The 20,826-nt window shown below is 33.4% G+C and carries 16 protein-coding genes, 1 tRNA gene and 2 pseudogenes; 10 read left to right on the top strand and 9 right to left on the bottom strand.

Going from position 1 to position 20,826, the window contains the following annotated elements:
- Positions 1-4 precede the first annotated feature (4 nt).
- The 6 genes from OM967_RS01930 (at position 5) to OM967_RS01955 (ending at position 8,811) form a co-directional block, all read left to right on the top strand.
- On the top strand, positions 5-1,516 hold the full coding sequence (locus OM967_RS01930) for an HlyD family type I secretion periplasmic adaptor subunit (RefSeq protein ID WP_264337493.1): 1,512 nt from the start codon (positions 5-7) through the stop codon (positions 1,514-1,516).
- Between the two features lie 533 nt (positions 1,517-2,049).
- Positions 2,050-2,814 (top strand): cytochrome c oxidase subunit II, encoded by a 765-nt coding sequence (gene coxB, locus OM967_RS01935; protein ID WP_211908222.1) that lies wholly within the window; start codon positions 2,050-2,052, stop codon positions 2,812-2,814.
- 15 nt (positions 2,815-2,829) lie between these two features.
- Positions 2,830-4,380 carry a cytochrome c oxidase subunit I gene (gene ctaD / locus OM967_RS01940; RefSeq protein WP_211908224.1) on the top strand — a complete coding sequence of 517 codons (1,551 nt, stop codon included), beginning with the start codon at positions 2,830-2,832 and terminating at the stop codon, positions 4,378-4,380.
- A 1-nt stretch (position 4,381) separates the two neighbouring features.
- Positions 4,382-5,269, top strand: coding sequence for a heme o synthase (locus tag OM967_RS01945; RefSeq protein ID WP_211908226.1), 888 nt, complete (start codon positions 4,382-4,384; stop codon positions 5,267-5,269).
- 175 nt (positions 5,270-5,444) lie between these two features.
- Positions 5,445-5,882 (top strand): ribonuclease HI, encoded by a 438-nt coding sequence (gene rnhA / locus OM967_RS01950; protein WP_211908228.1) that lies wholly within the window; start codon positions 5,445-5,447, stop codon positions 5,880-5,882.
- On the top strand, positions 5,875-8,811 hold the full coding sequence (locus OM967_RS01955; RefSeq protein WP_264337495.1) for a DUF3971 domain-containing protein: 2,937 nt from the start codon (positions 5,875-5,877) through the stop codon (positions 8,809-8,811). Before rnhA ends, OM967_RS01955 begins: the two co-directional genes overlap by 8 nt.
- A 30-nt stretch (positions 8,812-8,841) precedes the next feature.
- Here OM967_RS01955 and OM967_RS08060 read toward each other — a convergent pair whose 3' ends face one another.
- The 6 genes and pseudogenes from OM967_RS08060 to OM967_RS01980 form a co-directional block, all read right to left on the bottom strand.
- A complete protein-coding gene (locus OM967_RS08060; RefSeq protein WP_319606902.1) occupies positions 8,842-9,255 on the bottom strand; it encodes a YqaA family protein in 414 nt (137 codons plus the stop codon).
- On the bottom strand, positions 9,224-10,618 hold the full coding sequence (gene cysS / locus OM967_RS01960; protein WP_264337497.1) for a cysteine--tRNA ligase: 1,395 nt from the start codon (positions 10,616-10,618) through the stop codon (positions 9,224-9,226). The genes OM967_RS08060 and cysS overlap by 32 nt, the downstream gene beginning before the upstream one ends.
- Positions 10,611-11,267 (bottom strand): exopolysaccharide biosynthesis protein, encoded by a 657-nt coding sequence (locus OM967_RS01965; RefSeq protein WP_264337498.1) that lies wholly within the window; start codon positions 11,265-11,267, stop codon positions 10,611-10,613. Before OM967_RS01965 ends, cysS begins: the two co-directional genes overlap by 8 nt.
- Positions 11,268-11,374: 107 nt before the next feature.
- Positions 11,375-12,027, bottom strand: a pseudogene (locus OM967_RS01970) (exopolysaccharide biosynthesis protein).
- Positions 12,028-12,153: 126 nt separating this feature from the next.
- Complete coding sequence (gene tatA, locus OM967_RS01975) at positions 12,154-12,321, bottom strand: twin-arginine translocase TatA (protein ID WP_006013840.1); 168 nt, start codon at positions 12,319-12,321, stop codon at positions 12,154-12,156.
- 140 nt (positions 12,322-12,461) lie between these two features.
- Entirely contained in the window at positions 12,462-13,199 is a 738-nt protein-coding gene (locus tag OM967_RS01980; protein ID WP_211908236.1) for an ABC transporter ATP-binding protein, read from the bottom strand.
- Between the two features lie 151 nt (positions 13,200-13,350).
- Between OM967_RS01980 and OM967_RS01985 the strand changes: the two genes are divergently transcribed.
- A tRNA-Arg gene (locus OM967_RS01985) sits at positions 13,351-13,424 on the top strand.
- A gap of 77 nt (positions 13,425-13,501) precedes the next feature.
- On the opposite strand, the gene OM967_RS01990 is transcribed toward OM967_RS01985, so the two are convergent.
- Positions 13,502-15,322: an ankyrin repeat domain-containing protein gene (locus tag OM967_RS01990; protein WP_264337499.1), complete on the bottom strand. Its 1,821-nt coding sequence runs from the start codon at positions 15,320-15,322 to the stop codon at positions 13,502-13,504.
- A gap of 119 nt (positions 15,323-15,441) precedes the next feature.
- On the opposite strand from OM967_RS01990, the gene glpX reads away from it, so the two are divergent.
- Positions 15,442-16,365, top strand: coding sequence for a class II fructose-bisphosphatase (gene glpX, locus OM967_RS01995; protein ID WP_250120430.1), 924 nt, complete (start codon positions 15,442-15,444; stop codon positions 16,363-16,365).
- Between the two features lie 143 nt (positions 16,366-16,508).
- On the top strand, positions 16,509-17,834 hold the full coding sequence (locus tag OM967_RS02000; protein WP_264337501.1) for a hypothetical protein: 1,326 nt from the start codon (positions 16,509-16,511) through the stop codon (positions 17,832-17,834).
- Positions 17,835-17,972: 138 nt separating this feature from the next.
- On the opposite strand, the pseudogene OM967_RS02005 reads toward OM967_RS02000, so the two are convergent.
- A pseudogene (locus OM967_RS02005) lies at positions 17,973-18,428 on the bottom strand (DUF933 domain-containing protein); the annotation flags it as partial.
- 330 nt (positions 18,429-18,758) lie between these two features.
- Here OM967_RS02005 and OM967_RS02010 point away from each other — a divergent pair.
- Complete coding sequence (locus OM967_RS02010; protein ID WP_264337378.1) at positions 18,759-19,688, top strand: patatin-like phospholipase family protein; 930 nt, start codon at positions 18,759-18,761, stop codon at positions 19,686-19,688.
- A 45-nt stretch (positions 19,689-19,733) separates the two neighbouring features.
- Here OM967_RS02010 and OM967_RS02015 read toward each other — a convergent pair whose 3' ends face one another.
- The gene (locus OM967_RS02015; protein ID WP_264337502.1) at positions 19,734-20,747 is read right to left on the bottom strand and encodes an IS110 family RNA-guided transposase; all 1,014 of its coding nucleotides are present in this window, start codon (positions 20,745-20,747) and stop codon (positions 19,734-19,736) included.
- Between the last annotated feature and the right edge of the window lie 79 nt (positions 20,748-20,826).

The raw sequence follows: 20,826 nt of genomic DNA on the forward strand, positions 1-20,826 counted from the left end.
TATAATGAGTAAGTTAAAAAAGCTTAGTGCTGGACTTTCTTTGACAGGCCTGATTGGTAGTGATGATATAGATATGCAAAGGGCAGGAAATAGAAAGAAGAAATATCAATTTTTGGATAAGACGTTCGCATGGATTGATGCGATGATAAATTTTATTTTTAAACGTGAGAGTAATAACGTAAATGAAGTCCTAAAAGTCACATGGGGACCACTATTTTTTGGTTTAGTGGTGATATTCATCTTTTTTGGAATAGGTGGTATTTGGTCAGCTATAGCTCCAATTGACGGAGCAGTGCATGCAAGTGGAGAAGTTATTGTCTCTTCAAATAGAAAAATAGTGCAACACTTGGGTGGGGGAATAATAAGCAAAATTTTAGTAAAAGAAGGTCAAGCAGTTAAAAAAGATGAGCCTTTAGTTTTATTAAGTGATGTTAACGAAAAGGCAAATTTGAGTATAATTAAAGCAAAACTCTTATCACTTTTGGCAACTGAAGCAAGACTTATTGCAATTAGGGGAGACTTAGATACGCTAGAATTTTCTGATGAGGTTAAAAGATTATCTAACGATGAACCTGTAAATAAAGCGATAAAGAATCAGGTAAAGTTGTTCAACTCTCAGAGAAAGAGTATATTAGGAAAAACTGACATACTGCAACAACGTATAAAGCAGTTAAATGATGAATTAGCAGGGCTAAATTTTCAACTAAATGCAGCCCATAAGCAATATGACTTGATAACTGAGGAGTTAGAAACAAAAAGACAATTACTTGATAGTGGCCATATAAGCAAACCACACATTTTAGCTTTAGAAAAACAGTTTGCTGAAATTGAGGGTAGAGTTGGACATTACCGTTCTGCAATATCTCAAGTACAGCAAAAGATTGGAGAAAATGAGTTAGAGATTATAAATGTGAAGAATGATGCTCAAGAAAGAGCAAATGCTGAGCTTAAGGAAGTTAATACATCTATTGCAGACTTAAAAGAGAGGCTGATGGTTGCTGAAGATTCGTTAGCACGTACAATAATTAAATCACCTCAAGATGGTATAGTTACAGATATAAGATACCACACTGAAGGTGGTGTTATACAATCTGGAGTTCCAATCATGAGTATAGTACCATCAGATGATGATCTAATAATAGATGCTAAAGTTCTAACCAGAAACATAGAAGAGATACTGTCAGCAAAAAAGAAAGATAGCAATATAGTCTCTATCGACGGACTAGAAGGGCTGAAAGTTAAAGTAAGGCTGAGCGCTTATAGTGCACGTCGCTTAAGTTTAATTAACGGTATAGTAAACCATATTTCCCCTGATGCTCTTGATGATCCAAGGATGGGGCGTTATTATTCAGTGCGAGTGGTGATACCAAAATCAGAACTTGCTCAATTTAAAAACGTATACCTATATCTTGGTATGCCAGTAGAAGTATATATAGTTACTCAATCCCGCACTCTTTTATCGTTCTTGTTTACACCTATAATTGCAACATTCGATAGATCTTTCATAGAGAGATAATTTATTTGGCTTTTCTAAAAAATTTGTTTACAGAGTTTGATATGCAAAAAAATTTACACACAAGTAGTGTATTATTTTATAATTATTTTCTATAATATGTAAATCTTTGATTTAAGATGCAAATGCTAACGTAAACATTAAAGGTTAATTAGTAAACTCAGCTGTATAATAGAATTAAAGGAATTAGTAAGATTTTTACCTTAATGAATTATAAATAGACAAACTTACCTAAAGTTTAATAGTGTCTGTTACTGCTTTTAGGTGTGAGGCTAGAGGGTTATTAGCAATAACAGACACTATTAAACTTATTATAGAATTTCCTTAAAGTAAATACTTAACTTAAAATAGATTCATGTAAATGCTTTTTCCTCAAGTTAGTATCGTATTATTATATTTATTAAATGCTAAAAAAACATTAATCATCATTTACTTTTGATTCAATATTTAGCAAAACACTTGTGTACATTCTATAATCTCTGTTTGCATAGTAAGTTTATATATATTATTATACAGTTAGTTTTACAGCAAAAAATATGGTGAAGTTATTTGCATTATTGATAATGTTTTACTCAAACATATCAATTGCTTCTGCTCCTACTTCTTGGCAATTTGGATTTCCTGCGCCTGCAACTGAGATAATGGAGGTTATAGTTAAGTCACATTCGTTTGTGATGAGTGTAATGATTGCAATTATGCTTTTTGTATGGGCCCTGCTTGCTTATGTAGTATTTCGCTTTCGTAAGGGCAAAGTGAAAAATGTTAGTAAAATAACTCATAATATCTTTGTAGAAATTATCTGGTTTGTTATACCAACGATTATTGTTGGGGTATTGGCTTTTAAAAATGCTGAATTAATTAAACTACAGGAGAAAGTGCCAAAAGCTGACATAACACTAAAAGTTATTGGTCATCAATGGTATTGGAGTTACCAGTACCCAGAATATCAAGGTATTTCATTTGACAGCTATATAAAAGGAAAAGAAGACTTTACCGAAAGAGATTTAAAACTATTCTCTGTTGATAATAACGTTATTTTACCTATCAATACTAATATTCGTTTACAAGTGACAGCAGGAGATGTAATACATAGCTGGGGAATACCGGCTTTTGGTATAAAAATTGATGCAATACCAGGTAGGCTGAATGAAGCATGGTTTAACGTCACGAAGCCCGGTATTTATTATGGGCAATGTTATGAACTATGTGGTCAAGGTCATGGATTTATGCCAATTGTTGTTGAAGCAGTGAGTAAAGAAGATTTTAATAAGTGGATTGAAGATAAAAAATTAGTAAGTTAAGTTTGGAGTATAGATATGAGTGATGCACCAAAAGGTATAAGACGTTGGCTGTTTTCTACTAATCACAAAGATATAGGGACACTATACATTATTTTTTCCATATTAGCTGGAATTATTGGTGGATTATTATCGGTAATTATTCGTACTCAGCTAATGCATATTAATATACTTAACAATAATTACCAGCTATATAACGTAATGATTACAGGGCATGCGGTAATAATGGTGTTTTTTATGATAATGCCAGCCTTAATGGGAGGATTTGGTAATTGGTTCGTACCTCTCATGATTGGTTCACCAGATATGGCATTTCCTCGTATGAATAATTTAAGTTTTTGGTTGTTAGTTTCATCTTTTATTTTGCTTATCCTCTCGGTATTTGCTGGCGAAGGTCCTGGAACAGGATGGACTTTATACCCACCTTTGTCGCAAATTATGTCCCACCCAAGTGCAGGAGTTGATCTTGCTATACTTGCACTTCATATTGCTGGTATGTCATCAATTGTTGGGGCGATCAACTTTATAGTTACCATATTCAATATGCGTGCAAAAGGTATGTCACTCACTAAGATACCACTATTTGTTTGGTCTATTTTACTCACATCATTTATGTTAATTGTTGCCTTACCGGTACTTGCTGGTGCTATAACTATGCTGCTCACTGATCGTAATATAGGTACCTCCTTTTTTGATCCTGCTGGTGGTGGTGATCCTGTGTTATTTCAACATCTGTTTTGGTTTTTTGGTCATCCAGAAGTTTACATAATTATTTTTCCTGCATTTGGTATCATCAGTCAGGTTGTGTCAACTTTTTCTCATAGGCCAGTATTTGGTTATATGGGAATGGTTTATGCTATGATAGGAATAGCAACGTTTGGCTTTATGGTTTGGGCTCACCATATGTTTACTGTTGGGCTTAGCGAGGATGCTGCTATATTTTTTAGCACTAGCACAATTTTCATTGGTGTTATAACTGGTGTAAAAGTCTTTAGTTGGATTGCAACTATGTGGGGTGGAGCGATTGAATTGAAGACACCAATGCTATTTGCATTAGGTTTTATTTTCATGTTTGTTGGAGGTGGTATAACAGGGATAATTCTTTCTCACGGTGGAATAGATAAGCTTTTGCACGATACCTATTATGTCGTTGCTCACTTTCACTATGTCATGTCGCTTGCTGCATTATTTGGAGCTTTCGCCGGTTTTTATTATTGGATAGGCAAAATGTCAGGTAAGCAATATAACGAGTGTTTAGGAAAGATACACTTTTGGCTCACTTTTATTAGCACCAATGTCACTTTCTTACCCCAGCATTTCCTGGGATTAGCAGGTATGCCAAGGCGTATACCTGATTATCCCGACGCGTTTATCCCTTGGAATTATATATCCTCAATTGGCTCATATATGTCCTTTGTTTCAGTTATGTTCTTTGTATTTATAGTTATACATCTCTTTAAGTGGGGCAAAAAAACTGGAGATAATCCTTGGGGGGGTGATACCTTAGAGTGGACGGTATCTTCACCACCACCTTTTCATACTTTCGAAAAGCCACCAGTGGTAAAATAAAGTGTATATAAGTGCTTTGTTAAACGTTGAATCGACAATATTGGACTTTTGGCATTTGCTGAAGCCAAGGATAATGTACCTTGTAGTGTTTACTGCAATTGCTGGAATGGTTGCTGCACCAGGTAGCATTCATCCTTTCCTTGCACTAATATCTCTTATGTGCATTGCTCTTGGTTCAGGATCTGCAGGTGCAATAAATATGTGGTATGACAGAGATATAGACTTGCTTATGGAGAGAACAAAAAACCGCCCTATACCTTCAGGTAGAGTTTCTGCAGAAAGCGCGCTTGAATTTGGCATAACTCTTGGAATATTGTCAGTATTTATCATGGCAATAGCAGTGAACCATGTTTCTGCTGCTTTGCTTGCAATTAGCATATTATTTTATGTTTTTGTGTATACAATTTGGCTCAAAAGGCGTACTCCGCAGAATATTGTTATTGGTGGTGCAGCAGGTGCTTTTCCTCCAATGATTGGCTGGGCGGTTGTAACTGACTCTGTAAGCTGGGAAAGTTGTATTCTATTTTTAATAATTTTTATGTGGACTCCACCACATTTTTGGGCTCTATCCTTAAATAGATCTGAAGATTATACAAAAGCATCGATTCCAATGTTCAATATCGTTTATGGTCCAGAAAAAACGAGGAAATATATATTAATCTATAGCGTGTTACTCGTATTAACTAGCTTACTTCCAGCACTATTTTTGAAAAAGGCTCTATTTTACCTCAGTATGGCAATTATTGAAGGGTGTGTTTTTATTTGGTTTGCTGCATCCGTTATAAGGCTTAAGAGTCATAGCTCGCAGAAAAAAATGTTTTCTTATTCGATTTCTTATCTATTTTCTCTGTTTGCCAGCGTTATTTACTGCTCTATTGATTTGTTTTAACCATGAAAGAACATAAAAACTATCTTTTACTTTCTCTTCTAATAATGCTCGTTGTAGCACTTTTTTTTATTTCCATAATAAAATTTAAAGGTGCAGCTTAAATTGCCTCTATATCTATAAAAATTGTGATTTTATAGAAGCAACGATATACTTTATTAATTCACTACAGTTAAAGATGAAGAAAAAGGAAGTGACAATATACACAGATGGAGCATGCTCTGGTAACCCAGGGACAGGAGGATGGGCAGCAATCATATTATTTCAAAATCATAGAAAGAACATCTGTGGTGGAGAAGAAAATACTACAAATAATAAAATGGAGTTAACAGCAGTGATCAATGGACTGAAGGTATTAAAATTTCCTTGTAATATCAGTTTGTATACGGATAGCCTCTATATTAAATACGGTATAACAGAATGGATAAATAAGTGGAAAATGAACGGCTGGAAGACAAGTAATAAGAAGTCAGTAAAAAATATAGAATTATGGAAAGAATTAGACGATGTTGCTTTGCAACATGAGATTAACTGGAAGTGGGTGAAAGCGCATAATGGTGATAAATACAATGAAGAAGCCGACAGCTTAGCAAGAAAAGCAATAATCGATGCTTAAAAAAATAGCTCTATCATTTTCTATAATTTTATTATTTATATTCTGCTTCTTTATCCCTTTTAAAGGGGAAGGTCCTTTAGAAATCAATATTAGTTATATTAATTTTTATATAAAGAAAAAAATATTAAAGATATTTACCAATTCGGATGTCAGCATGGAGAGTACCTCGGTTATTTGGCAGAAAGATGGCAAGCTATTCATTACAGATTTAAAAATAACAAATCCTGACTTTACCATAGAAGTTCCTGAGCTTTTCGTACACTTTAAGTTAAGTTCCAAAAAGTTCTCTCAGGTTTTAGCTGGTAATGTACACATATATATCAAAAAGGAAGAGACCAGAGGAATAACAACATCTGTAATGACAGATAAGATGAGTAGTACAAAAAATCTGCTGAAGACAATAAGAAAAATTTTTTTCTACTTAAATGCAGACTCAAGGATTGAAATTACTAACATTGCTATCAATAGAAATATGGAAGGTGAATTCTTCATTGATAAAGTATATGTAGGAAAGGAGGAAAATTTTAATGTTTTGGATATTCGTGTTCATACAAAAGATAAAAAGGGGATTCTAGATGATTTATCTATTATGATAAAAAATCGCAATAATTTGTTAAATTTGTATGGAACATTTTATAACCTAAAGTTGGGGCTATTTAACGAGTTTTCCACACTAGTTAAAAGTTACAATTTGGACAAAGAAATAGGGTTCAAAGGGAACTTCTCAATGAGAATTAATGGAAAGGATGAAGTTATGGATGGAAACATATACGTGTTAAATACAGAGAGTCACTCAGGTAAAAACTTAGCCTTGACTAATGTAAATGTAAATTTGACATATAGTGATGAAATCATTAGCGTAAAAAACTTTCATTTTAAGTTAAATGATACTTACCTTTCTTTGATTGGCAAAATGAACTTTGGCACAAATCATGCTTTGCTTAGAGTTAATATTAGTAAACTTGTTGCAAAAGATTTATGTACTTATGTACCAGATGGTCTAGTGAACAATGAATTTAGAAAGTGGTATTGTAATAATATTGATGGGAATATTATAAATACAATTATAAGTTTTAACGGTAAAATCGATAGTTTAATAAATGATGATCTGTCAGGTATTGTAATTGTTGCTGATATAGAAAATGGCAGCGTTCAATTTGATGAGGATTTTGAACGAGTAGAGAACTTGAACGGTGAGTTAACTCTCAAGGATAACAATCTCAAAATTATTGTAAATAGAGCTAAGTTTCAGAATTTTACTATCAATAGTGGTCATATTGAAATGAACTCTCTCAATAAAGAAGATTCTGTTCTTACCATTAATGGTCAGGCTGTAAGTGATGCTTATGGGTTATATGAGCCTATAAAATTTAAGCTGGATGATATGGTAAAATTTGAAAGAGATAAAGTAGGTGGAATAGCAAATTCTATATTCAATTTTCGTATTTTTAATCTAAATGGTGATAGTAAAAAAGTGGACTTCTCAGCAAATTTCTATTCTGAAATTGATAATTTGGTCGTATATAATGAAAGTCTTGGTAAGTATGATATTAAGCTTGATTTCGGCAGAGATTTTATTGATTTAAATGGCAGTGGTATGGTAAATAATACACAGCTGCTATTTGACCTCAAAAGTAGCAATAAAAATGAAAATTTTGCCTGGAGTTTGACTGGAGGTTTACCTGCTCAAATACTTAATTTCGGTGATGGTTATATCAATGCAAATATAGAGTCAGTAATGTATCAAGACAAAACAGGGTATGTTAATGGTAATATAGATTTATCAGAGCTCGAGTTGCGTTCAAGCTACTTAGGGTGGAAAAACCATTTTGAAGATCACAATGAAGTTTTATTTTCTACAAGGCTAAAAGGAGCAGGTAAGTTACTAATAGATAAACTAGATGTTGTAGGAAATGATCTAGACATAAAATTTAGCGGAAGAGTAGAAAATGGAAATCTATATTTAAATTCTAGCAACTTTAAATTACCTGATAATAATTTTAGTATAGAAATTGAATCAGGTAAGGAGAAAAATGTCATAATTATTCACGGTGAGAAAATCAACTTAAGTGATGTGTTAGGTTTACTTGGCAAAGATAGTAATCGATTAAATAACAAAATAGAAGTTACTATGAATGTTGATAATATAATTATGAAAGAAGGAATTATCATAAAAGATGCTAAGCTAAATGTAACTTGTGCTAAAGGTGATTGTAGTGGAAGTCAATTCACAGGACAGTTTTTAGAAGATAACAGTAATATACTAGTAGAACATAGTGAAATAGGGCTTGAAATATACGCGGATAATTCAGGTATGCTTTTGCGTTCTTTAGGTATTGGTAAATCAGTTAAAAATGGCAAATTATCTCTTTATCTATCTTCTAAGAGAGAAAATGGAGAACATTATGGTATGTTATCTATCAGCAATTTCTATATCAAAGATGCTCCACTGCTTACCACTTTATTATCAATGTCTTCACTGCCTGGTATTGTAAATGCTATAAAGAACGAAGGTGTACATTTTTATAAGTGTAATGCACCTTTTTCATATAAAGATGGCACTGTTGAAATTGAAGAATCTTGGCTTGAAGGAGCGGAACTAGGCATTATCACTAGTGGTACGCTCGATATTAAGGGTTATAAATTCCAGGTTGAAGGACAAGTAATACCGGCATACTCAATTAACAAATCTTTGTTGAAAATCCCTATAATCGGAAAACTTCTGACTGGTGGGAAGAGTAGGGGGATTATTTCAATAGACTACAAAGCAAATGGTGATGATAAAAACAACAACGTATCTGTTAATCCTATCTCTTCGCTAACCCCAAGCTTACTTAAGAGGTTATTAGGAGTATTTGATCGTATTATGACAAAAACTAATAAAAGCATTTTAAAAGGTAGTTTGAAGAAGAAATTTAGCTCAATATGACCAGAAGAAAAGTTGTTTATTGATGTTTAGTTAGATGGTAAACGTTAGATACAACAAACAGAGGAAGTTAGATAAAATAATTAAGGGAACAAGAATATAAAGGTTTAACTTGAAGTAACCGGATAAAATCTGAGTCACACTTCCAAGTGGTGGTACCCACGAAAGCAATGCAACTGCACAAATCAGTAGGTGCCTTACAATTTTTGGTGTTTTGTCTTCATTCTCTAATTTGTGATGTGATCTTCTGATAAAAATTGTTATTCTACCTAAATACCAGTTAGCTATTCCACCAAGACTGGATCCTAATACTCCAAAAAGTAATATAAGTAGTTGATCGTAGTTTGACCTAAAGCATAACATAGTGTAAAGTACAAAACCTTGATGTATGGGTAAGATAAGCGATGATACTAGGCTATCTATAAACAATAGGAGATAATTTTCCATACCAAGTTGTTGTACCATCTTCGTTGTCAGAAATTGTAACCCCCATTTGTTTCAATTGCTCTCTTATTTTGTCTGCAGTATCATAATCTTTATTTTGTTTTGCTACTTTTCTTAAGTCTATCAACCTTTCTATTTCTTGATGACTCACACCACTTGCAAACCACTCTTGATAACTTGACTCAAGAAGACCAATGAACCTTGCGCTTTTAACAAACTTCTTAGTTAATTTGAGCCTCTCACATTCATTACTTGTCTTATTGATTTCTGTGGCCATTTCATGCAATATGGCTACAGCTTCAGGAATGTTTAAATCGTTTTTCAAAGCCTCTATAAAATCTTTAGAGACTTCTGCATCACTTTCCTTAATACATGTACTACGTAATAACCGATAAAACTTGTTTAAAGTTTCTTGCGACTCAGAGATAACATTTTCTGTCCAATCAAGTGGTTTTCTATAGTGAGTTTTGAGCAGTGCATAACGTATTATTTCACCTCTGACTCCACTATCTAGCAAATCCCTTACTTTGACTATATTAAATAATGATTTGCTCATTTTCTCTTCATTTACCGTAAGAAAACCGTTGTGTATCCAATATTTTGCAAACGTTGACTCAGCAAATGCAGATTTACTCTGCGCAATTTCATTCTCATGATGAGGAAATTGCAAGTCTATACCGCCACCGTGAATATCAAAATCTTTGCCAAGGTAAGCATATGACATTGCTGAACATTCTATATGCCACCCTGGTCTTCCCTCTCCCCATGGACTATTCCAGTGACTTGAAAGTTTATAGTCAGTTTCGTTTGCAGGTTTCCAAAGTACGAAGTCTCCTGGGTGTTTTTTATTTTCACCAACTTCAACTCTACTACCGTAGTTTAATTCATCAATTTTTTTTCCTGATAAAACGCCGTATTCAGGGTAAGATTCTACACTAAAATATACATGTTTATTGGATTCATAAGCATGACCAGCTTGCAGCAAAGACTCAATTAACTTGATAATGTTATCTATGTTTTCCGTTGCTTTTGGTTCATATGTTGGTTCTGCACAATTTATGCTTTCCATGTCTTCATGAAAAGTTTTAGTGTAATATTTGCTAATGCTTTCTATATTACTATTTTTCTCATTTGCTGCATTGATTATCTTGTCATCGATGTCGGTTATATTACGCACATAAGTAACTTTTCCATAACAAAATTTAAGCAGTCGAAATAATACATCGTAAACAACAATAGAACGTGCATTACCTATATGTGCTGTATCATATACTGTTGGCCCACAAACGTACATTTTTATATGATCTTTATCGATCGGTGTAAAGGGCTCTTTTTTTTTTGTTAAAGTGTTGTAAAGCTTAACCATATACAAAGCTTTTTAGAAAAGAAAATGCTCCAAATATAAGCTGTGGTCCTTTAACTATTACGACAAGAGTAAGTAATAACCCACACAATGATACTAATACTCCCATTATAGAAAGAAATCCATCTTTGCTCATGATACCCAGTGAAATGAGAGTTGTACCAATTGCAGGAATGAAGTTAGTTAAAGGAAGTGGGATTGCTATCGATAATGCACAAAGCAGCATTATAAATGCTAAAATATTTTCACCAGGACCACGAAAAATGAAAGACATTCTTGGTTTCATGAACTTTTCTATTTTTTTTAATGTAGGTGAAGTTTTCTCTACCACGAGAGCTAGTGTTGAACGTTGAAAAGATTTCCTTTCTAGCCAATTAGGCATCCAAGGAGAATCAAACCCAAATAGAAGCTGCAGTGAAAATAAGATTAAAGGTATAGAAAGAATGGTTGTATAGCCAGGTGGAACAGGTATAGGTACTGATAGCGGTAAAGAGAAGATGATTATTAAAATACTAAAACCACGTTCATGTAAAGCTGTTTTAATATCAAACAATGTTACTTTATCATTATCGTTATTATTAGTATCTGCAACCTCTTTTAGAATATCAGAGGCCAATTTTTTATCTTCAGTCAATTTCACACTTTTTTCCACAGTTAACCTTTAATAACATTCTAACTAACATAGTTATTGCTATATTTCAATATCGATTATTCATTTCATGCTGTACTTCATTCTTTTATTAAAGTGTTGTAAAGCTTTTAAGTTATAAGGCTTTTAAGAAGAGAAAGTGTTCCGGCTATAAGTTTTGGTCCTTTAACTATTACAATAAGGGTAACCAATAACGCACAGAATGAAACTAATACTCCTAACGTAGATAAAAATCCATCTTTACCCATAATGCCGAGTGAAATAAGAGTTATACCAATTGCAGGAAGGAAGTGAGTAAAAGGTAATGGAAGAGCTATTATTATTGCACAAAGCAACATCATAAAAGCTAGAATCTTTTCACCCGGACCAAGAAAAATAAAAGACATTCTTGGTTTCATGAACTTTTCTATTTTTTTAATGTAGGTGAAGTTTTCTCTACCACGAGAGCTAGTGTTGAACGTTGAAAAGATTTCCTTTCTAGCCAATTAGGCATCCAAGGAGAATCAAACCCAAATAGAAGCTGCAGTGAAAATAAGATTAAAGGTATAGAAAGAATGGTTGTATAGCCAGGTGGAACAGGTATAGGTACTGATAGCGGTAAAGAGAAGATGATTATTAAAATACTAAAACCACGTTCATGTAAAGCTGTTTTAATATCAAACAATGTTACTTTATCACTATCGTTGTTATTGGTATCTGCAACCTCTTTTAGAATATCAGAGGCCAATTTTTTATCTTCAGTCAATTTCTCACTTTCTTCCACGATTAACCTTTAATAACATTCTAACTAACATAATTATTACTGTACTTCAATCATACCTCTTCAATTCTTTAGCCTTGTTTAAACAAATGACACGCACTAAAGTGCGTGTCACGAAACATAAGGAAGCTAACGATCTGGTTCATTAGATGATAGTTTCTCTGAATCCTTAAGTTCTTGTTTAAGGTTTTTAATGCCTTTGCCTAAATCACCCATAACTTGTGGTAACCTACCTGCACCAAACAGAACTAAGATTATTATTAAGACTAGAAACAGCTGCCATGGACCTAAACTCATTTGTACCTCCGTTGAAAATATTAATTTTTAGGTATTAAAACTTGACTGAAGCCAAGTGATACATAAATTATATCACTTTTATTGAATTATAAATCAAGAGTTTTTAATTATCTTATAATAGTTTTAGCCTAACATTAAGTTTAGTTTAGCTGTAGAGTAAAAGGAAGCTCACTAAAAAATTTTGCTAACGTATCATCTTTAGGTCTGTGGTATATGTAGCTAGGAACTCCTGATTGAATAATTTTACCATTTTTCATCACGTAAATAAAATCTGCAACTTTCAACGCTTCTTGCGGATCATGAGTTACCATGAGTACAGGAATATTTTTTCTTCTAAAAAGTGACAATATATGGTGCCTTATTCGATATTTGAGCAGTATATCTAAATTAGAAAATGGTTCATCGAGCAAAACAACATCAGGATTTTGTGCCATTACTCTTGCTATTGCAACTAATTGTTGCTGTCCTCCTGATAAAGCATGAGGGTACATGTTTTCATATTTTTCTATATTAAATAGCTTTAAGATTTCCAATGCAGTAAGGTATTTTTCTTTCTTAGAAGTACTGCAAATAGCAAAAGTTATATTTTCTATTACTGTTTTATGAGGAAATAATGCAGAATGCTGAAAAATCAATCCGATATTTCTACGCTCTATAGCAATTGACACTTTGTTACTTGCAACTAATTTATCATTTATAACAATGGTTCCAGATTTTGGATTTTCTATTCCTGCGATTAATTTTAGAATTGTTGACTTGCCACAGCCAGAATGACCTAGTAAACAGGCAACACTTCCTTTCTTCACTTGAATGTTGATGTTGCTTAAAGCAAAGCCATCTTGATTACTATAAAAGTAACTAATATTGTTAACTAGCATTAATCTTTCAATTGGAATCGTATTATTAAATATAACAGTATTACATTCAAGAAATACAGAAATATTTTTTATTATTGTGAATTAATTGTACAGGGTACCTAGAAAAATGCGAGACTTTTTGCTATAATTTTGCATAAATAGCAGAAGACATGGGACTATAGCTCAGTAGGATAGAGCGTTGGATTCCTAATCCGAAGGCCGTGCGTTCGAATCGCACTAGTCCCACTTAATCTTAATAAAGTAGAAGAAACTAACACAGGTTTACAACACCGTTCTAGGAGTTAGAGTCCCAGTTTCTCAACTTACAGCGTTTGCATGCTTGGGTTTATATGCTCAACCTTATTTTCTTCCATTGCTCTATAACTTGGCAGTGTAGAATTTTTTACATGTAATCCAGTTACTATTACAACTAAAATAGCTAGGACACTGCAAACTAATGCACCAGCTAAAGATGGAACCATCACAGCAGCAGCAACAAACAATCCTGCAATAACAACTCCAACAACATCACTCCTTAATGAGGCGTAAAAACTCTCCTTACTTTTTTTGTATTTAGTTTCTTTTTCATGTGGTGGAGAAAATTGAGCCTCTACAAAGCCGTTAGCTTTCTTATCATTATTTGGTGTGACAGTTGGGCCAGTCCTTGTTGATACAGGTGCTTCATTTTTGTTATTATTACCATTAGTACTAACAGGGAGCACTGTTGCTACAGGTCTACTAATAACATTTCTATTACTATTGGATACACTATTTGTTTCTATGTGGAATGTTTCTTGTTCCTTATTTGTTGCTGATCCATGCGGCACAATTATTTCTCGATCATTTTGTATCAGTGCTGTTGCTGCCACAGAATTCTTTTTTGAAGAAGCAGTGCAGAATGCATCATCCTTTAACTGTTGATATAATCTGTACAATTCACTTTCAGGATCTAGTTTTGATTGCTCTGCATTAACACTTTGCAGTAACGTGCTCAGAATCTCAGCATTGTCATCATCAGTGTAAGAGATAACAAAGCATAATATAGGTTTGTCTCCTTCAATTTTGCTAACGTAATACCTTCCTTCTTGACCGATTGCATTGATGATGGTCATTCCATTTTGTAAGAGAAATTTTATAACGTTCAAATTTTGATCTTTAATTGCATATTCTAGCACAGCATTTTTTTCACATTTGCTCTGAAGATTAATTCCCTTCCTTCTTAACCTTTTTTGCAAATCTTCAAAACTAGTAACTGTGCTATCCTGTTTTGTAACCCTATCTATATCAAGACACAGATTCCTAATGTCATCATTATTTAGCGTGAGACCAGTGCTTGTATTACTGACATTGGACTCTGCTCCATCAGGTGTGTTTTGCTTCTCTTTTTTGTTTATTGCTGATCTAAGCAGTGCAATTATTACACAGCTTGAGAGATATTTATTGTGATCAGAATTGCTGAAGTCGACTTTAAACTCAGAATCTATTTGAAGTTGTTCTCTGAGTGATAATTTCCCTTCTTCAATTATTTTTAGAAGATTTCTTATACCATCTTCTGGTATACCTATCATATACTTTAAAAGTAACTTAACTTTTGGTAGGTCGCCATCTACAGAGGCATTACTCAAAGCCTGAACTTTCTCTTCTCCAGTAAATCTTTTGTTATTCAAGAGTATCTTCATAACTTCAGTGCTCTCATTGTGAGGAGCTGTGTTAAGAACCTCTAGTATTTTCGTATGATCTATGTAATCTAAAAATATCTCAAACTCTTGAACTTTACCTTCATTAACGGCGGTCAACAAAGCATTCGATTTTCTTTCTTGATCAAATTTATCGCTATCCAAAAATATCTTTATAACGTTAGGTTTTTCACCTGACACAGCGTAATCTAATACAGTTTTAGAAGTAGTATCTCTAATATCAATTTTAATATTTGACTTTGCGAGCAATTCAACAATTTTTAGAAATGTATCATAATCATTTAAAATACTGCTTTTCCCTGAGCGAAGAATATCCATAAACAAATCACAAATCTTTGCATCTGTTGGCCCACTTTGTTTTAGCTTCTCACCAAATTCCTGAGCAGCTATATTAGGATTATCAGTTACAAATTTCTTTACATCTTCATAAGTTAAATTACCGATCATATTCAAATCTTACTATTATTGCTATACGCTTATTATATCAACTTTTTCATTATTCAGTCAAGTAATCTTGCAGTATCAAATGGCATGATATATATTGATTTATGATTCTCGAGCAAATGATAGAAGATTTAGCCTATAAGTTAGTGAAAGTAACCGAAGCTGCAGCACTTGCTGCATATAAATTGGCAGGCCTTGGTAATGAAAAAAAGGCCGATCAGGTTGCAGTTGATGCAATGCGTACGGTGCTAAACTCAATGGAAATAAATGGTACAATTGTGATTGGGGAAGGGGAGAGGGACGAAGCACCGATGCTATATATCGGAGAAAAAGTTGGCACAGGAAGTGGCCCTGAGATTGACATCGCTGTTGATCCACTTGAAGGCACTACGATTTGCGCTCATTATAAACAAGGGGCAATGTCTGTTCTTGCTGCAACAAAAAAAGGTAATTTTTTACATGCACCTGATGTTTATATGGAAAAGATAGCAGTGGGAAAAAATCTCCCAGAGGGTGTAGTCTCACTAAAAAATAGGATTGAGAAGAATCTGGACAATTTAGCCAAGGCAAAAAGATGTAAAGCAAGTGATCTTATAGTAACTGTACTTAAACGTGAAAGACATGATGAATTAATAGCAAAAATTAGGAAGCTAGGAGCAAAAGTGAAATTAATAGATGATGGTGATGTTGCAGCCATAGTTTCGCTAATAAATGGCAATCACGATATGTATATCGGCACAGGAGGAGCTCCAGAAGGAGTGCTTGCAGCAGCAGCGCTAAGCTCAATCGGTGGGCAGATAGAAGGAAGATTAATATTTGACACGGATCAATTAAAAGAAAGAGCAAAAAATTTGAATATCACTGACCCAGAAAAAATCTACACCGTGAAAGACATGGCAAGAAGTGAATCAGTATTCATTGCAACTGGAGTAACAAATGGAGAGTTTGTGGATGGAGTAAAGTTTGGCCAAGATATTTGTCTGACTAATTCATTAATAATATTGCCTGGTAAAGTAATAAAAATACAAACAAAATCAATATCTTAAACATTTGTCATATGCTGATTATAAAATTTTTATAGAAGGAAGATACTTATAATTGTCTTAAAAAAATGAATTTACATATTAATTTTAGCTTTACAACATTTGGCATTAAGTTATAGTTAAATAGTAATACTAAGAGGTGCTTAATGTTTAGTTCACTAACTAATTTTTTTACTAATACGTCTAAAAAGAAAAGTTCTCAATCTGAAGAAAATAATCATTCTTTCTCTAACAGCACAGAAAGTTTATTAGTCCAATCTACTAAAAAAAATCCTCAACTTGATGATCAAAGTAGAACTGACGCGTCTCCTCAAACAAATCTTCAATTTAGTGAGGATGATGTAAAAAACGTGCTCCAAGACTTCGAAAAATTGGATTTTAAGAACAGTAATGAGTGTTTTAACGAAATAGCAGAAGATTATGAAAGGAGGAAAAAAAGTGACCTTTTTAACTACGTAATATTGAATAAGCGAAAATACATAACAGATATATTAGATCAGAGGCTTGCCCACAAAGATCAAGAAAATTTTAGGAAGAAATTTAGTGAATATCTTCTTAAAATAAATGAGAAAATGAATTATGGGAAAGAATTTCAAAATAAACTTCAATTTTTTGAAGATAGGGTAGAAGAAGTATTATCAGATTTTAGAAAATTGAATTTTGGCCTTAAGGATAATTTGTGTAAAGATGATAAGGATAACGTAAATTATAATAAAGGCTGGCCTGCAGATCCATTTGACAAAATAGCGAATTATTATCGATGGAATAAGAACATTTTCCTTTTTAATTATGTGGTATTAAGTAAGCAAAAAGAAATAATAAGTATATTGAATGAAAAGTCTATTCCTGAAGACAAGCGAAAGAATTTTAAAAAGAGGTTGGGTAGATATCTTCTTCGAGTCGAAGAAGGGATGAGTAACGGACAGGAATTTCTCAAAACTGATAGTGCAGTTGCCTTTTTTGATGGATGTTATGTGCCATGCGCATATGCAAAACGTTCTCTTAATCATTATGATCATCTTGGTATTAATATTTCTAAGCCTGGGTGTAGCTTAGAAATCAGCCGTCTTTTCACTGACAAAATTGAAGGGATGGAAAGAAATAAAAATGAGGTAAAGATAGTAGAAATATACAGTAACGATAAAAGAATAGCAACGGTTGAGAAGAATGATAATGGAAAAAGAAATTACCGCTTTGCAAAAGATGCAACATGCGATATGAAAATTAGGTGGAGTGCAGAAGATGAGAAAGGTAATTCTGTTAACTGCTTTATTAGTTTAAATGTAAATCCTAGTGAAATTGAGATTGGTCAGGCAACTATTAATGGTAAAGATGTTGAACTAGACGAAATTTTGAAATTAGCTGAGCAAAGCGAAGATGTGCTTATAGAAGGTAAAGCTTTACATGAATTTTTAGAAGGATATCTGGAGCAAGATGTACAATCACAGGAAGAGATAATTAAAGAGATGTGATGAAACTCCTGGAACTAAACTTGATAATCTGGAGATAGGGCAGTTCTCTTTCTCTCCTTTATCTGAAGAGGAGATAGAGGAAGAAGAGAGAAGAGAATATAAAAATTCACGGGCTACATCAGGAAGGTGCTAGACTAATTAGACATTAAACCTAAAGTGCATTATATCGCCATCTTGCACGATATAATCTCTGCCTTCGAAGCGAATTTTCCCTGCATCTTTGCAAGCTAATTCGCTTCCATATTTTATATAGTCTTCAAAGCTTATGGTTTCTGCTTTTATAAAGCCCTTTTCAAAATCAGTGTGAATTACACCTGCTGCTTTGTCAGCTGTTGATCCTATCTTTATTGGCCATGCACGTGCTTCTTTGGGGCCCACAGTAAAAAAAGTTATCATACTTAGCACTTCATACATAATACGTGCTACTCCATCAAGTCCTGATTCTTGTAAGCCAAATTCTGATAAAAAATTCTGTTTTTCCGCTTCACTATCAAGATTTGCAATATCTGCTTCAAGTTTCGCTGAAATACAATAAAATTTGCTTTTATTTTCTTCCGCCATTTTTTCTACCCTTTTAGATAGTTCATTACCAGATACCGTCTTTATTGTCAACAAATTATTTAGCTAAAAAGAATAAAAAATAACAAAAAGTTTTAATTTAGGCTGATACCTTCTATAAACTAGTGTAACTATTTATAAGTACTTTCAGTTTGTGTGGCGTACTTATAAATAGTTACACTAATTTTTTACTGTGCCTTCTTAGTTTTATGAGAATTGTTTTACAAAGTTACTAAGCAACTCTGTTAAAGTCAATGTGAGAGGCAGTGCATCAGTTATACGTTCAGCGAATCTGTCTCTTATAAAACAAGCAGCAATTGTAACCAGGTAATAAAGATACTCAAGAACATCTAAAGTTTAGTACAAATGACAAAATATATTCTCTCAATTGATGGTGGTGGAATAAGAGGAATTATTCCAGCAATGATATTATCCGGAATAGAGCAAAAAACGGGTAAACCTATTTCTCAAATTTTTGATTTATTGGTGGGTACTTCAACTGGTGGTACTATTGTAGCAGGATTATGTAAAAAAGATAGCAAAGGAAAGCTACAATATTCAGCTGATGACTTGGTTAATCTTTATCAGGAGTACGGACCTTATATTTTTAAGTCTTCATTTCTAAGAAGATCAATATTTTCTTGGATTAACGGTGCACAATACCCCAGTAAAAATATTGAACATGTACTTCATAAATATTTTGGCGATGATATCCTTAAAAACACTTTAAGTAATGTGTTGATTACGAGTTACGATATTCACAATAATTGCCCATTTTTCTTCAAAAGCTGGAAAGAGGATAGAAATTTTATTAAATTAAGGGATGTATTAAGAGCAGCAACTGCAGCACCTACTTACTTTGCACCTAAATATTTAAAAATCAACCAAAAGGAAATGGTATTAATAGATGGAGGAGTTTTTGCCAATAATCCAGCAGCATGTAGCTATGCAAGCAGCAGAAAGCTATTTCCTAACGATGATGTAGTACTTCTGTCCATCGGCACTGGCAGATCGTCTCATTCCATTAAATACCTCAGATCGAAAAGACTTGGCAAAATATCCTGGATTAAGCCATTGATAAACGTAATGTTTGCCTCTGGACTAGATTGTGTAAATTATCAGCTAGACCAGATTATTAACAATAGCTATATCAGAATTCAATCGCAGCTAAAAGTAGCATCAACGGAGATGGACAATACAACATACGAAAATATCAAGTGTTTAAAAAAAGAAGCACAAATGATGATTGAATGTAATCAAAAAGCAATAGATAAATTCTGTACAGTAGTATCATAAACTTTAACCTTTTAATCTAGAACTCGCATTTTTGGACGTTTCCTTTTAAGCTTCAGTAAACCTCCTAACTCTATAGTTCTTGATATGATCTGGATTAAAAGCCTTCCTTGAACTTAAAACACCAAAAACTATATGGAGTAATTTACGCATTGCAGCTCCCACAATGGCCATATTATGCTTGCCTTTCTCTTTTAACATCTCACAAAAAGTCATAATGATAGGATTGTGATTTTTAGCTACTATAGCAGGAAAGTACGTTGCCTTACGTAATATGCGTGAACCGGTTTTACTTAATCTGGGCTTGGCATGTACAGATGAGCCTGATGTTATATTTTGTGGTATAGTTCCAGCATATGCTGCCAATTGCCTGGCATTTATAAAAGTTTTTATATCAGGAATTTCAGCTAAAATAGCTATTGCTGATTCTTCTCCTATGCCTGGAATAGTCAATAGAAGTTGAAAATTTTCCAACAATTCTTTGTGTTGATTTAATAGTTCACGTACGGAGTTTTTTATTGTTTCTGTTGATTGTTCTATGTTCATTGCAAGGCTTTCCCAAGCATTTACAACTTCTTCAGGAAGTCTCTCTTTTTTTTCTAAATGATTATTTGCTAGTGTTAACTCATCTTTTAATGCATCTGAGCAACGATAAAGATGTTTTAATTTTTTCTTTTCAGGAGAAGGTGGTGTCCAACGAGAAGGTTCCTGTCTTTGACAATAATCTGCAATAATCTCTGCATCATACTGGTCATTCTTTTGTCGTTTCAGCTTACTCCTTGCATAAGATTTTATGCAATAAGGATTTACAACACTAACGAAATATCCGGCATTGTGGAGAAATTCAGCCAAAGCTTCACTATAGCAACCAGTAGCTTCCATACAGGCTTTTACCTCTTCTATGTTATGTTTTTGTAGAAAGTTTGCCAGGCCTTGAAATCGAGAATCATCGTTTTTAAATTTCCTTTTTCTAGTTTCACGTTTTCCTTTTTTACTTATAAACGAAAGAAAAACGTCAAAGCGTTCTTTTGAAACATCTATACCAAGAAAGTTGTTGATCATATATAACTCCATACGTTACTATTTTAAAATGAAAAGTAAGGCTTACCTTGTGAATACAGAATTAGAACCATTGAGGTCT

Source organism: Wolbachia endosymbiont (group B) of Dolichovespula media, from assembly GCF_947179505.1.
Classification (GTDB): Bacteria; Pseudomonadota; Alphaproteobacteria; order Rickettsiales; family Anaplasmataceae; genus Wolbachia.

What these genes read in the sequence shown, in the direction of transcription:
- OM967_RS02015 (WP_264337502.1), bottom strand. Translation starts at nt 20,747, where the DNA reads ATGATCAACAACTTTCTTGGTATAGATGTTTCAAAAGAACGCTTTGAC.
- rnhA (WP_211908228.1), top strand. Translation starts at nt 5,445, where the DNA reads ATGAAGAAAAAGGAAGTGACAATATACACAGATGGAGCATGCTCTGGT.
- OM967_RS08060 (WP_319606902.1), bottom strand. Translation starts at nt 9,255, where the DNA reads ATGGAAAATTATCTCCTATTGTTTATAGATAGCCTAGTATCATCGCTT.
- coxB (WP_211908222.1), top strand. Translation starts at nt 2,050, where the DNA reads ATGGTGAAGTTATTTGCATTATTGATAATGTTTTACTCAAACATATCA.
- cysS (WP_264337497.1), bottom strand. Translation starts at nt 10,618, where the DNA reads ATGGTTAAGCTTTACAACACTTTAACAAAAAAAAAAGAGCCCTTTACA.
- OM967_RS02000 (WP_264337501.1), top strand. Translation starts at nt 16,509, where the DNA reads ATGTTTAGTTCACTAACTAATTTTTTTACTAATACGTCTAAAAAGAAA.
- ctaD (WP_211908224.1), top strand. Translation starts at nt 2,830, where the DNA reads ATGAGTGATGCACCAAAAGGTATAAGACGTTGGCTGTTTTCTACTAAT.
- OM967_RS02010 (WP_264337378.1), top strand. Translation starts at nt 18,759, where the DNA reads ATGACAAAATATATTCTCTCAATTGATGGTGGTGGAATAAGAGGAATT.
- OM967_RS01955 (WP_264337495.1), top strand. Translation starts at nt 5,875, where the DNA reads ATGCTTAAAAAAATAGCTCTATCATTTTCTATAATTTTATTATTTATA.
- OM967_RS01980 (WP_211908236.1), bottom strand. Translation starts at nt 13,199, where the DNA reads ATGCTAGTTAACAATATTAGTTACTTTTATAGTAATCAAGATGGCTTT.
- tatA (WP_006013840.1), bottom strand. Translation starts at nt 12,321, where the DNA reads ATGAGTTTAGGTCCATGGCAGCTGTTTCTAGTCTTAATAATAATCTTA.
- OM967_RS01990 (WP_264337499.1), bottom strand. Translation starts at nt 15,322, where the DNA reads ATGATCGGTAATTTAACTTATGAAGATGTAAAGAAATTTGTAACTGAT.
- OM967_RS01930 (WP_264337493.1), top strand. Translation starts at nt 5, where the DNA reads ATGAGTAAGTTAAAAAAGCTTAGTGCTGGACTTTCTTTGACAGGCCTG.